The following is a 12,066-nucleotide window of genomic DNA, read 5'->3' on the forward strand; positions in this document are numbered from 1 at the left end:
ACTACTTTTTGAAAAAACTGCACTGCGCTAGTCGTCAAGGCCGGCAAGTTCGTCCCCGGCCAGCAGCTCCAGCGACTCATTGATCAGGCGATGCAGCGCCAGCACGCGCCCGTCGCCCAGCAGCTGGTTCAGGCTTTCCTGGGCTACCTTCCAGCGCTGGCGGGCTTCCTCGCGTTTGGCACGCCCTGCCGGCGTGATGGCCACCATGCGGCTGCGCGCATCGGTGCCGGCAGCCAGTTCCAGCCAGCCGGCGTCCACCAGCGGCTTGAGGTTGCGTGTCAGGGTGGAGGCGCTGACCTTCATGCCCTGCGCCAGTTCGCCAGGGCGCAAGGGGCCCAGTTTGAGGACATAGCTCAGCAATGAATACTGCGTGGTCTTGAGCCCGGCTTTCGCCATTTCAACGTCATAGTGATGCGCCACGCGGCGCATCAGCTGCCGTAACCTGAAGTTGGTGCAGCCCTGGGTTTTCAGTTCAGCTTTCAGGTCGGCCTCATGCTGGGACTGGCTGGAACGGGATTTATCGCGCATAATTTGATTGTAACTACAACTGTTGTATATGCAAATCAAATGAACAACATGACCCCACAGGAAACATTGACTCAATGGCTGGAACAAAGCGCGGCCGTGCGCGCCCGCATGTTGCAAGGCGGCGGCAAACCCGGCCTGGCCCGTCCCGAGCAGGTGACGGGCAAGAGCGGCATGGAAATCATGCAGGCCATGCTGGCCGGCGAACTGCCCTACCCCCACATCGCCGAAACGCTGGACTTCGCGCTGATAGCGGTCGAGCCTGGCAAAGCCATCTTTCAGGGCACGCCGCAACTGAAACACTACAACCCGCTGGGCACGGTGCACGGTGGCTGGTACGCCACCTTGCTGGATTCAGCCGTGGGCTGCGCCGTGCACACCATGTTGCCGGCAGGCAGGGCCTATACGACGGCCGAGTTGAGCATCAACATCGTGCGGGCCGCCTCGCGCCAGACCGGGCCGCTGCGCGCCATCGGCACGGTCATCCACTGCGGCCGGCAGCTGGCCACGGCCGAGGGCCGCATCGTCGGGCCGGACGGCAAGCTGTATGCGCATGCCACCACGACTTGCCTGGTGTTTGAGGTGCCAACACGGGGGTAGCTTGGCGAAGCGTTGCTGAGCAAGCTACATGGCGGCGGCTATCGACCCCACTCAGGCGGTCAATGCGGGTTGCTTGAGTGACCGCAATGCCGCGAGGCGGTGTGAAAACGCAAGAGCGTCAACGTCGCGCGAAGAATCGACCTCTCAGAATGGCTCATTCCATTTCTAAATCATTCGTGAACGCGAAGGCGAAGCGCAGACAGTACAGACGTACGGCAAGCGAAGCCGACAAAGTGCACGGATGATTTAAAAATGGAATCAGGTTGTATTTTTCGGACTTGCCAAGGGGTCGAGGATCATCAAAAACGTTGACGAGCGGAGTTTTCCAAGCGGTTGCAGGGATGGCAATTGGTTTGAACAAAAGAAAAGACCCAAAAGGGTCTTTTCTGCGAAGCAACATTGTCGCTAAAGAATATTATTTCTTGGCAGCAGGCTTTCCCGCTTTCTTTGGCGCTGCAGCTTTAGGAGCAACCTTTGCCTTTGGGCCTACAGGCGCAGAAGCCACCGGAACAACTTTCAATGCAGTACGTTGATCACGCAGGGCCTTGATTTCTGTATTGATTTTGTCCTTGCGTTCGGTCAGCTTCGCGATGCTTGCGCTAAGTTTTGCAACGGCCTTGGCTGTCTTCGAAACAGGAGCCTTTTTTACAGCTGCTTTGGCAACGGGTTTCACTACTTTCGCAGGAGCCGTTACTTTCTTTGGGGTTGCTTTAGCCTTTGGAGCCGTTTTTTTCGCAGTTGCCATTTTTAAATTTCCTTTTTTATTTACCTGGTTGAGATATTTCACCAGTACCGTATTGTCGCCAATATTTTCGTTCGTTATCCACGCCGGCATTCAATCGTCAGGAAAGTGCTCGGAAAATTGCTGTCATTGAGCAATTGACGAGCCGGTCGCACCATACCCGACCGCCATCAATGTCGCTTGCGTGCCCTTTGCGGTCACTGGTGATTGGGATTCGAACGACGGGATAGCATATCGGCCAGAAGCAGCCGTTGCCTCAACCCTTGCTTCGCGACGCTGGTTACCGGTCAGCCTGATAAGTCTTGGTGAACGACCGATAGCCACATCGGTGCGACAGCTTGGCGCCATCGAACCGCGAACGGCTCAACAAGCGCTACGGGCACCCCCGCCGCGCGCCGGAGGCGGTCAACGCATCGCGCCGCAGCAAGCGCCACCTCCGAGCCCCTTCGATTGCACCGATCAGGACTCTCGTGAACCACTGCCCCCTTGGGTGTATCGAAGAGCTATACTGAACTAGCCGCCCCTGCGGGCGCCAAGGTCAACTCCTGAGAAAGGAGGGGGTCGTTGCGCGCCGACACGCCATCGGATGGGACGCAGAAGGAGACAATCATGCTGAAAACATTCACCATGAGATTCCTGCCGATCGCAGGCGCCTGCGCCCTGCTGCTGTTGACAGCAGCGAATGGCGCCGACAAGGTCGAAGGCGATTCCATCGTTCTCGGCGCGGCGGTGTCGCTCACCGGAAAGTACTCCGTCAACGGCAAGAACACGAAGGACGGCTACGACCTTGCGGTCAAGCGCGCCAACGAAAAGGGCGGCGTCAAGGTTGGCGGCAAGAGCTACAAATTCAAGGTCGTCTACTACGACGATGAATCCACGCCGGCGCGCGGGGCGCAGCTCGCGGAACGCCTGATTGCCCAGGACGGCGTGAAGTTTGTGCTCGGCGCCTACAGTTCGGGATTGACCATGGCGATCGCGCCGGTGACCGAGAAATACAAGGTTCCCCATGTTGAAGGCAACGGTGCGGCTCGCGAATTGTTCACCCAAGGGTATCGCTACCTCTTTGCCGTCCTGTCTACCTCGGACTACTACTTGCGCGATGCCGTGAATCTGGCCGCCGAAGTCGCCAGGCAGAATGGTCGCGACCCGAAGACGCTCAAGGTCGCGATGGCGTTTGAAAACGATCCGTTCAGCCTGGACGTACGCGACGGCGTCGTGGAGGATGCCGCGCGTCACGGCATGAAGGTCGTCATTGACGACAAGCTGCCGCCCGAGCTGAACGACATGGCGGCGACGCTCACCAAGGTCAGGGCCGTCAAACCCGATCTGCTCATCGTGTCGGGGCACGAGAAGGGCGCAACCCTCGTGGTGCGACAGACGGCGGAGATGAAGGTGAACGTCCCGATGATCGCCACGACGCACTGCGACTCGGCCCAGCTGGCGGAAACGCTGGGCAAGATCGCCGAGACGGTTTTGTGCGCTTCGCAGTGGGATCGCAGCTTGAACTACCAGGACAGGTGGTTCGGTACCGCCGAGCAGTATGCGCAGCTTTTCAAGAAGGAGTTCGGCTACGAAGCGCCCTACCAGGCGGCCGAGTCGACGGCGTCGGTATTGGTCTTTGCGGACGCTTTCGAACGGGCCCAGTCCTTCGATCCTGAGAAAGTGCGCGATGCCATCGCCAGCACCGATCTCATGACCTTCTACGGGCCGATCAAATTCGACGCCAGCGGGAAGAACACCGCCAAGCCCATGGTGCTTTACCAGGTGCAGAACGGACACTACAGGGTGGTGGCCCCGACAAAATGGGCCGAGGCCAAGCTGGTCTGGCCGAGAAAGGTCGCGCCGTAGCGACGTCGTACCGTTCCCCGGTCCGGCGGCCCAGGACTGGGAGGAGTGCATGGCGAGATGAACAACCTCCAGTTGCTGTTCGGCGCGCCCGAGCTGTCGGTGCAGTTGCTGCTCGACGGCATTCTGATCGGCGCGATCTATGTGCTTCCGGCCTACGGCATGGCGCTCGTCTGGGGCGTGATGAACCTGATCAACATCGCCCAGGGCGAGTTGGTCATGCTCGGGGGTTACGTCGCGTTCTTCCTGTACGCCGCCGGTATCCACCCCTTGTTTGGCATTCCGCTGGCCGCGCTGCTGATGTTTCTTTTCGGCTGGGCGCTGTACCGCAGCGTCATCTTCCGCGTCGTGGACCAGGATCTATTCACTTCGATCCTCGCCACCTTCGGCCTGAGCATTCTGTTGCAGCAACTCGCCAATGGCCTGTTCGGCGCGAACGTGCGCACGGCCGAGTCCGGTTTTGGAACCTTGCTTCTGTTCGGCGGCTTGGTCACGGTCGCCGAGATCAAGCTCGTCTCATTCGTGGCGGCCCTGGTGGTCGGCACTGCGCTGATGTGGTTTCTCAAGCGTTCACGCATGGGACAGGCGATCCGGGCCACGGCTCAGAACGCGCGTGCCGCGCGCATCATGGGCGTTGATACGGACGCGGTGTACGCCTGGACCTTCGGCATCAACGCGGCGATCTGCGGGGCGGCCGGGGCCTTGGTGGCCATGACCTGGGTCGTGCATCCGTACCTGGGCCTGCCGTACACGGTGCGCTCGTTCATGATCGTGATCCTCGCCGGACTCGGCAACGTGATGGCCGTGTTCGTCGCAGCGCTCGGGCTCGGCGCGGCGGAAAATTTCGCAGGGTTCATCCTCGGTGCGCAATACCAGGCGGCGTTTGTATTTGGACTCCTGGTCGTCATTCTCGTGTGGCGGCGATTCTCACTCGGTCGCAAGCGGAAAGTCCTGCGATGAACTCGGCATTCACGCGCCTGTCCCTTTATGCCGGCGTCGCGATCTTGGCGCTGCTGGCGCCAATCCTTGCGCCCGACTACCGGACGCAGCTGGCGTTCCTGTGGGTAATGATCGTGTTCGCACTCACCTGGGACCTGCAAGGCGGTCAGATGGGCTACAACTCCTTCGGCAATATCCTGTTCTTCGGCATCGGCATGTACGCCTGTGCCGTGGTGCAGCGGGACTCGGGTCTCGCTTATTTCCCGGCGCTGTTCCTTGGCATGGGTGCGGGCGCCCTGCTTGCGGTCGCCGTCGCCGCGCTGCTCGGGTCCGGCATGCTCGGCTTGCGCGGACACTACTTCGCCATCGGCACGCTCGGTCTTGGCATTGCCGCGGGCGAACTGGCCAGCGGTTGGGAGTTCATAGGCGCCGGCGCGGGCATGGTCCCGCCGCTGTTCCCCGGCGCGATCGGCGGGCGCGAGAGCTTTTTCTACTACCTTTCCTTCGCACTGGCGGCCATCACCTTTGCGATCCTGCGCTGGTTGTACGGCGGACGCTTTGGCCTTGCGATCAACGCCATCCGCGACGACGAAGACAAGGCCGAAGCGATGGGCCTGCGCACGACGCAGTACAAGACTACGGCGTGGTGCATCTCGGCCTTGTTCCTGGCACTTTCGGGCGGTGCCGTGGGCAACATGATCGGTTTCATCGATTCGCGCGAGACCGCATTTGCGGGCGCGACCTTCGGCGTGTGGATGGTGTTGATGGCGATCCTGGGCGGCAAGGGAACGCTTTGGGGCCCCGTGATCGGTGCGGTGGTCTTCCATCTGACCAAGGAGCTGTTCTGGACCTACCTGCTCGGCTGGCAGCGCGTGGCGCTCGGCTTGTTGATCGTGATCATCGTGGTGTTCTTCCCGCGCGGGATTCTCGGGTGGGCGCACGAACGCTGGCCGCAGCGCTTCGGTCACCGGGTCGAAGAACAGGAGGTCCATCAGTGACAGCCATCCTCAGCATCCAGGGCGTGCGCAAGACATTCGGCGGCGTGGTCGCCAACAACGGGATCAGTCTCGAAGTGCCCGAGGGCAAGATCGTCGGGTTGATCGGCCCCAACGGCTCCGGCAAGACCACGCTGTTCAATTCGATCGTCGGCTATCACCCCATCGACGCCGGCTCGATCCGCTTTCAGGCGCGCGAGATCTCGGGTTTGCGCGTGCCCGAGATCGCCCGTCTCGGCCTGTTGCGCACATTTCAGCAAACGCGCATCTACGGCCGGATGACCTGCATGCAAAACATGATCATCAGCGTGCCGCAGTCCAGCGATCGATGGCGCTCGATGTTTCGCCGCGTTTCGCCCGCCGAGACCGGCAAGGCCGAGGATCTCCTCAAGTTCGTCGGCCTGTACGCCAAACGCCAACTTCAGGCGGGTGAACTTTCTTTCGGACAGCAGAAGCTGCTCGAGTTCGCCATGGCGCTCATGAACGAACCCAGGATGCTGCTGCTCGATGAGCCCACGGCCGGCATCAATCCGACACTGATCAACGGCCTGATCAGCCGGCTGCAGCGAGTGAACCGCGAGTTCGGGATCACGCTGCTCGTCATCGAACACAACATGCGGGTGATCATGGGGCTGGCAGAATACGTTTACTGTCTCGCGCATGGCGAGCTGCTCGCGCAGGGAGCGCCTGACGCCATCCAGAATGATCAGCGAGTAATTGACGCCTATCTGGGGGCGCGCTGATGATGAACCAGAAGCACTGGCAGCGCGACCATGCCAATCTGGACGAAGACTTGCTCTCGGTCGACGACGTCGCGCGCGAGGCTGCGCTCCTGGCCGGCGCGGGGCCTTCGCGCGAGCGCATCGCCGAGCTGGCCGGCGGCAAGCCACTGCTGTCCATCGAGAGCCTGCATGCAGGTTACGGCAAGATGGAGATTCTCCACGGCGTGAACCTGCAGGTGGCCGCCGGTCAGTCGCTGTGCATGATCGGCCCCAACGGTGCCGGAAAATCCACGGTGTTGCATTCCATCTACGGTTTCACGCGCATCACCGCAGGCAGCATCCGCGTCAACGGCGAGGACATCACGCGCTTGTCGCCGAACCAAAAGCTTAAAGCTTGCGGAATCGCCTATGTCCTGCAGGACAACTCGGTGTTCCCCGACATGACGGTGGAGGAAAACGTCCTGATGGGAGGCTACCTGCTGGCGCACCCCGACCAGGCCAGGGAAGCCGCCGAACGTGTGTTTGCAAAGTACCCAAGCCTGGCCCATCGCCGCCGCCGGCCGGCGCGCGTGCTGTCAGGCGGGGAGCGGCGCCTGCTCGAAATCTCGCGTGCGCTGGTGATGAATCCGCGCATCCTGTTGGTGGACGAGCCTTCGATCGGACTGGAGCCGCGCTTCATCGATATGGTGTTTGAAATCCTGTCCGACCTGCAGCGCGGCGAGGGCAAAGCCATCATCATGGTCGAGCAGAACGCGAAGAAGGGTCTGCAATTCGCCGACATCGGCTACGCGCTGGTTTCGGGGTCGGTCGCCATTGCGGGAACGGGCGCCGAACTGCTCGAAAATCCCGACGTTGGGCGCCTGTTTCTCGGCGCCTAGCTGACCGATTCTTGATTCGACGCGAATCCAGCCATTGGAAGCCTCCGTCGGGATCACGGGTCAGATTTCTTTGGATGGTCCAGCGTCACTTGGTCGGGCTTGGACTTGCCGATGGCTGACCACGACTTCGCATGGAAAGTGAATTCGGCGATGGCGCACGTCGGCATGTGGGTAATCTCAGTGGAGAGGTATTGCGCGAGTTCGGTCAACTCAGGGTTGTGGCCAACCAGCATCACCCGCTCCAGCTTGTGGTCAAGCTCCTGGATGACATCGAGCAAGTCATCCATCTGGCCGGCATACAGCCGATGATTCACCACGATGTCCTTTCGCTTGTAATCCAGCATCTTGGCGATGACCACCGCCGTCGCGAGCGCGCGCTTTGCCGGACTCGACATGATCAAATCAGCCTTGACATTGCGCTCCACCAATCGCTTGCCCATCTTTGCGACGTCGCGCTCGCCGCGATCGTCTAATGGCCTGTCTCGGTCTGGCAATGCAGCGTCATCCCAACTCGACTTGGCGTGGCGAATGAGGAATAGTGTTTTCATATCACATCCTATATGGCCGGGGTAGCCAATGTCTATGGCCTCGTCGTGCTCGTCGTACTGGCTCTCGCTGTCCATCACAGCAAGTTCGGCCTGCTGCACCGCATCAAGGTGATGGGGGTCGCTCAACTGTCCATGGAAACAGGTCAAGCTCGGTGATGACTTGCTGCTCGAATGACAGGAAGGCAGCGTTTGCGGGTATTGGCGACCGGCAGCTTTCAGGTTGCCCAATAGCCTTCCCGTCAGATGCCGTTCGTGGCGTTCGGCATCGTCCCCAAAGGTGAAGTTCTGTACCTCTCATGAAATTGCCGGAAAGCAGGCGTTGGCCCACTGACGTTCGACGAGATTGGCGCCGGGAGGCGTCCGCTCTGCGGAGAGGTGATTGCCGGGGCCAAACGCCGCGCGACCGCCCGGTTGCCGACCACGCGGTTGACGTCGAGCGGTCCGGCGAGGCCGGCTTGCGCCGACTCTCCGTGGATGCACCAGCCGCATTGATCCGTGCACTCAAAGCGTCATGCCTGCCGTGGCTCGCTGAGCGCCGCGCACCTCGGACCACTTCCATGCTGTGGACATACACCACGCGCTGGACCGCGATCTTGCGCTCGGCCATGATTACAGAGTTTCCGCTCCCCAGTGATGAACTCAAGCCCGTCGTCGAACCGAAGCGATGGCCACACCCACCGTCCGCATTGTTGCCGCAGCGCTCCTCTTGACCATGACAGGGGCACAGACCGCCGCAGCCGAAGACTTCGCGTCCGAGCGCCGGCGGATGACGGAGGAGATCACGGTGCTCGCTGGCGAGACCCGCGCCGAGATCGGCAAGCGAGCCCTCGATGAGCGCGTGATGGCCGTCATGGGGAAGGTGCCGCGACACGAGTTCGTTCCCGCTAGCCAGCTTCCCTATGCCTACCAGAACCGGCCCCTGCCGATCGGCCATGGGCAGACCATCTCGCAGCCTTACATCGTGGCGCTGATGACCGATCTGGCCAGGGTGGAACCCGGCCACAAGGTGCTCGAGGTCGGCACCGGTTCGGGCTATCAGGCGGCGGTGATGGCGCATCTGGCCCGTGCTGTCTACACCATCGAGATCGTCGAGCCGCTGGGGCTGCAGGCCCAGCAACGCCTGCAGAAGCTGGGCTACGACAACGTCCAGGTGCGGGTGGGCGACGGCTACCACGGCTGGGAGGAACATGCGCCGTACGACGCGATCCTCGTCACTGCGGCAGCCAGCCACATTCCGCCGCCGCTCATCCGCCAGCTCAAGGCCGGCGGCAGGATGGTGATTCCGGTGGGCGCAGCGTTCATGGTCCAGCAATTGATGCTGGTCGAGAAAAACAGCGATGGGACGATCTCGACCCGGCAGATCCTGCCGGTGCGCTTCGTTCCGTTGACCGGCAAGCGTTGAGCCAGGAACGCTGATGGCCGGGACACGCGCGCCTGCGCCTGGCGGGGCCGCCCCACCGGTGATCGCCGTGGCCCTGATCTCGGCCGCCGCGCTGGCCTACGAAATCCTGCTGATGCGGCTGTTCTCCATCATTCTGTGGCACCACTTCGCCTACATGATCATCAGCCTGGCGCTGCTCGGCTACGGCGCCAGCGGCGCCGTGCTGACCTTGGCGCAACGCGCAGTGCAGCAGCGCTTTGCGCCGCTGTTCAGCGCGGCCGCCGCGGCGTTCGGGGTCAGCGCCATCGTCTGCTTTTCGCTGGCGCAGCGCGTGCCGTTCAATCCGCTGGAAATCCTCTGGGATCCGCGCCAGCCGGCCTACCTGCTGGCGGTCTACCTGCTGCTTCTGCTGCCCTTCCTGTGCGCCGGCGCCTGCGTGTGCATGGCCTTGTCGTGCTTTCGCGGCATGGTGCCCCGCATCTACAGCTTCGACATTCTGGGCGCGGGGGCGGGAAGCCTGGGCGTAGTGGCCCTGCTGTTCGTGCTGTCGCCGGCCGATGCATTGAAGCTGATCGGGGCCTTGGGATGGGTCGCCGCGGCGGTGGCGTGGCTCGAATGCGGTGGCCCCAGGCGCTGGCCGGCGGGCCTGCTGATGGCCTTGGCCGGCCTGCCCTTGCTGTTGCCGCAAGCCTGGGTTGCACCCACCATGTCGCCGTACAAGGAACTGTCACAGATCTTGCGCATTCCCGAAGCCCGGCTGGTGGTCGAGCAATCGAGCCCGCTGGGCCTCGTCAGCGTGGTCGAGAGTCCGCGCATTCCGCTACGCCACGCACCGGGATTGAGCCTCAATGCAACGACCGAGCCGCCGCCGCAGTTGGGGGTCTTCATCGACGGCGAAGGCCTCAACGCGCTGACCCGATTCGACGGGCGGCAGGGCAGCCTGGTCCATCTCGACCAGATCAGCTCGGCACTGCCCTATCACCTGCTGCGCCATCCGCGCGTGCTGGTGCTGGGGGCCGGCGCCGGGGCGGATGTGCTGCAGGCCCACTATCACGACGCCAGGCAGATCGATGCGGTGGAGCTGAACCCCCAGGTCGTCGATCTGGTAGCGCGCCGCTTCGCGGACTATGCGGGCGGCCTCTATTCGGGCATCGCGCGCGTGCATGTGGCCGAAGCGCGCGGCTTCGTCGCGGCCAGCGCGGAACGCTACGACCTCATCCAGGTGGCGCTGCTCGATTCCTTCAGCGCTTCCTCGGCCGGCCTCTACGCGCTGTCAGAAAACTATCTCTACACGGTCGAAGCCTTGCAGGACGATCTGCGGCATTTGCAGCCCGGCGGGCTGCTGGCGATCACGCGCTGGGTCACGCTGCCGCCGCGCGATGCGCTCAAGCTCTTTGCCGCCGCCGTGGTGGCGCTGGAGCAATCGGGCGTCGCTGACCCCGGGTCACGGCTCGCCCTGGTGCGCAGCTGGAAGACCAGCACACTGCTTGTCAAGAACGGCGCCTTCGACGGCGCGGACATCGCGGCGATCAAGGCGTTCTGCGTCGCCCGCTCGTTCGATCTGGCGTTCTATCCCGGCATGCGGCCGGAGGAAGCGAACCGCTACAACGTGGTCGAACCTCCCGACCTGTTCGACGGTGCCGCGGCGCTGTTGGGTCCGGGCAGGGAAGAGTTCCTGCAGGGCTACAAGTTCCACATTGCCCCGGCCACCGACGACAAGCCGCACTTCTTCCACTTCTTCAAGTGGCGCTCGCTGCCCGAGCTCTGGTCGCTGAAGGGGCAAGGTGGCTTGCCGCTGCTGGAATGGGGCTATCCGGTGCTCGTGGCGACGCTTGTTCAAGCGGCGATCGCGAGCCTGCTGTTGATCGGCCTGCCCTTGGCATGGGTCACATGGGTCGGCGCCCGGCAGAACAACCGAATGCCACTCGCCGGACCGCGCGGCCGCATCCTCGTCTACTTTCTGGCGATCGGTTTCGGCTTCATGTTCATCGAGATCGCGTTCATCCAGAAGTTCGTTCTGTTTCTGAGCCACCCGCTCTATGCGGTCGCGGTCGTGCTGTTCGCGTTTCTGCTGTTCGCCGGAATCGGCAGCCGCGTTTCCGGGCGCTTGGCAGAAGGCGCCAGGGCCATGCGGTACCCGGTGGCGGCGGTGGCGGGCGCCATTTGCCTGTCAGCGGCGCTTTGCCTGGTCCTGCTTTCCTGGCTCTTCCAGCACCCGATGGGGCTGCCGGACGCGGCGAGGATCCTGATCTCGGCCGCCCTCATCGCCCCGCTGGCGTTCTTCATGGGCATGCCGTTCCCCTTGGGCTTGGCGAAGGTGGAGGCAACAGATGCCCGGCTCATTCCCTGGGCCTGGGGTATCAACGGCTGCGCGTCGGTCACCGGGGCGGTGCTGGCCACGCTGCTCGCGATCCATATCGGATTCACCGCCGTGGTCGTGGCTGCGCTGGTTCTGTATGGGGTTGCGGCTGCGGCTCGTCCTTGACACTTCATGCGCGCCGCGCGTCATCCCGCATCACCACCTGTTGCGCAACTCACGAAGCTTGAGGAACACCGTCTTGGCATCGGGTTCCTCCGGGAGATCCGGAGAGCTTTCACGCAACTGGGCGACCAAACTCGGGCTTGTGAGGCGGAAGAAGGTATTGAACTGCTCTTCATCCTTGAGCGTGGAGGCGACCGAGGTCTTCGAGGCATGACCGGCCACGCGGGGAAGCCGGGCCCGGACAGCGCCGTTGGCCGGCTCCAGCGAGCGTCATCAGGCCACAGTTCGGCGGGTCACCGGGCGCCGGGCGGCTCCTACTACAGTAGAACAGGAAAGCGGACCGTCGCGAGTGACTGGATTTGGTGGCGGGTACTCAGAGTATTGAAATCGTCGCCACATTGCCGACCAA

13 protein-coding genes are annotated in these 12,066 nt (G+C 62.5%); 8 read left to right on the top strand and 5 right to left on the bottom strand.

Features of this window, described 5'->3' with window-relative positions; genetic code table 11:
* Positions 1-27: 27 nt before the first annotated feature.
* Entirely contained in the window at positions 28-528 is a 501-nt protein-coding gene (locus PJE01S_RS04085) for a MarR family winged helix-turn-helix transcriptional regulator (protein ID WP_068831850.1), read from the bottom strand.
* A 39-nt stretch (positions 529-567) separates the two neighbouring features.
* Between PJE01S_RS04085 and PJE01S_RS04090 the strand changes: the two genes are divergently transcribed.
* Entirely contained in the window at positions 568-1,125 is a 558-nt protein-coding gene (locus tag PJE01S_RS04090) for a PaaI family thioesterase (protein ID WP_174548511.1), read from the top strand.
* 154 nt (positions 1,126-1,279) lie between these two features.
* Here PJE01S_RS04090 and PJE01S_RS24995 read toward each other — a convergent pair whose 3' ends face one another.
* Both PJE01S_RS24995 and PJE01S_RS24310 read right to left on the bottom strand, forming a co-directional pair.
* Complete coding sequence (locus PJE01S_RS24995; protein ID WP_157090215.1) at positions 1,280-1,486, bottom strand: hypothetical protein; 207 nt, start codon at positions 1,484-1,486, stop codon at positions 1,280-1,282.
* Positions 1,487-1,540: 54 nt separating this feature from the next.
* Positions 1,541-1,912: a histone protein gene (locus PJE01S_RS24310; RefSeq protein ID WP_245660587.1), complete on the bottom strand. Its 372-nt coding sequence runs from the start codon at positions 1,910-1,912 to the stop codon at positions 1,541-1,543.
* A 564-nt stretch (positions 1,913-2,476) separates the two neighbouring features.
* On the opposite strand from PJE01S_RS24310, the gene PJE01S_RS04095 reads away from it, so the two are divergent.
* Genes PJE01S_RS04095 through PJE01S_RS04115 form a run of 5 tightly spaced genes read left to right on the top strand, consistent with a single transcriptional unit; the run spans position 2,477 to position 7,246 of the window.
* Positions 2,477-3,715, top strand: a complete 1,239-nt coding sequence (locus tag PJE01S_RS04095; RefSeq protein ID WP_245660589.1) for an amino acid ABC transporter substrate-binding protein — start codon at positions 2,477-2,479, stop codon at positions 3,713-3,715.
* A 57-nt stretch (positions 3,716-3,772) separates the two neighbouring features.
* Positions 3,773-4,672, top strand: a complete 900-nt coding sequence (locus PJE01S_RS04100; protein ID WP_068831851.1) for a branched-chain amino acid ABC transporter permease — start codon at positions 3,773-3,775, stop codon at positions 4,670-4,672.
* Positions 4,669-5,649, top strand: coding sequence for a branched-chain amino acid ABC transporter permease (locus tag PJE01S_RS04105; protein ID WP_068831852.1), 981 nt, complete (start codon positions 4,669-4,671; stop codon positions 5,647-5,649). The genes PJE01S_RS04100 and PJE01S_RS04105 overlap by 4 nt, the downstream gene beginning before the upstream one ends.
* A complete protein-coding gene (locus PJE01S_RS04110; protein WP_068831853.1) occupies positions 5,646-6,389 on the top strand; it encodes an ABC transporter ATP-binding protein in 744 nt (247 codons plus the stop codon). Before PJE01S_RS04105 ends, PJE01S_RS04110 begins: the two co-directional genes overlap by 4 nt.
* Entirely contained in the window at positions 6,389-7,246 is an 858-nt protein-coding gene (locus PJE01S_RS04115) for an ABC transporter ATP-binding protein (RefSeq protein ID WP_084389342.1), read from the top strand. Before PJE01S_RS04110 ends, PJE01S_RS04115 begins: the two co-directional genes overlap by 1 nt.
* Before the next feature lie 53 nt (positions 7,247-7,299).
* Here PJE01S_RS04115 and PJE01S_RS04120 read toward each other — a convergent pair whose 3' ends face one another.
* Positions 7,300-8,022 carry a SixA phosphatase family protein gene (locus tag PJE01S_RS04120; RefSeq protein WP_245660590.1) on the bottom strand — a complete coding sequence of 241 codons (723 nt, stop codon included), beginning with the start codon at positions 8,020-8,022 and terminating at the stop codon, positions 7,300-7,302.
* Between the two features lie 436 nt (positions 8,023-8,458).
* On the opposite strand from PJE01S_RS04120, the gene PJE01S_RS04125 reads away from it, so the two are divergent.
* Positions 8,459-9,196, top strand: a complete 738-nt coding sequence (locus tag PJE01S_RS04125; RefSeq protein ID WP_245660592.1) for a protein-L-isoaspartate(D-aspartate) O-methyltransferase — start codon at positions 8,459-8,461, stop codon at positions 9,194-9,196.
* A 67-nt stretch (positions 9,197-9,263) separates the two neighbouring features.
* Entirely contained in the window at positions 9,264-11,660 is a 2,397-nt protein-coding gene (locus PJE01S_RS04130) for a spermine/spermidine synthase domain-containing protein (RefSeq protein ID WP_245660594.1), read from the top strand.
* A 30-nt stretch (positions 11,661-11,690) separates the two neighbouring features.
* Here the strand turns inward: PJE01S_RS04130 and PJE01S_RS04135 are convergent, their stop codons facing one another.
* Entirely contained in the window at positions 11,691-11,921 is a 231-nt protein-coding gene (locus PJE01S_RS04135) for a hydroxyacylglutathione hydrolase C-terminal domain-containing protein (protein ID WP_084389343.1), read from the bottom strand.
* Between the last annotated feature and the right edge of the window lie 145 nt (positions 11,922-12,066).

It is taken from the genome of Polaromonas jejuensis NBRC 106434, assembly GCF_001598235.1.
Taxonomy (GTDB): domain Bacteria; phylum Pseudomonadota; class Gammaproteobacteria; order Burkholderiales; family Burkholderiaceae_C; genus Polaromonas; species Polaromonas jejuensis.

Bases quoted from the DNA above. Each gene is read 5' to 3' on its own strand.
- PJE01S_RS04085 (WP_068831850.1), bottom strand. From the start codon at position 528: ATGCGCGATAAATCCCGTTCCAGCCAGTCCCAGCATGAGGCCGACCTG.
- PJE01S_RS04090 (WP_174548511.1), top strand. From the start codon at position 568: ATGAACAACATGACCCCACAGGAAACATTGACTCAATGGCTGGAACAA.
- PJE01S_RS04095 (WP_245660589.1), top strand. From the start codon at position 2,477: ATGCTGAAAACATTCACCATGAGATTCCTGCCGATCGCAGGCGCCTGC.
- PJE01S_RS04100 (WP_068831851.1), top strand. From the start codon at position 3,773: ATGAACAACCTCCAGTTGCTGTTCGGCGCGCCCGAGCTGTCGGTGCAG.
- PJE01S_RS04105 (WP_068831852.1), top strand. From the start codon at position 4,669: ATGAACTCGGCATTCACGCGCCTGTCCCTTTATGCCGGCGTCGCGATC.
- PJE01S_RS04115 (WP_084389342.1), top strand. From the start codon at position 6,389: ATGATGAACCAGAAGCACTGGCAGCGCGACCATGCCAATCTGGACGAA.
- PJE01S_RS04125 (WP_245660592.1), top strand. From the start codon at position 8,459: ATGGCCACACCCACCGTCCGCATTGTTGCCGCAGCGCTCCTCTTGACC.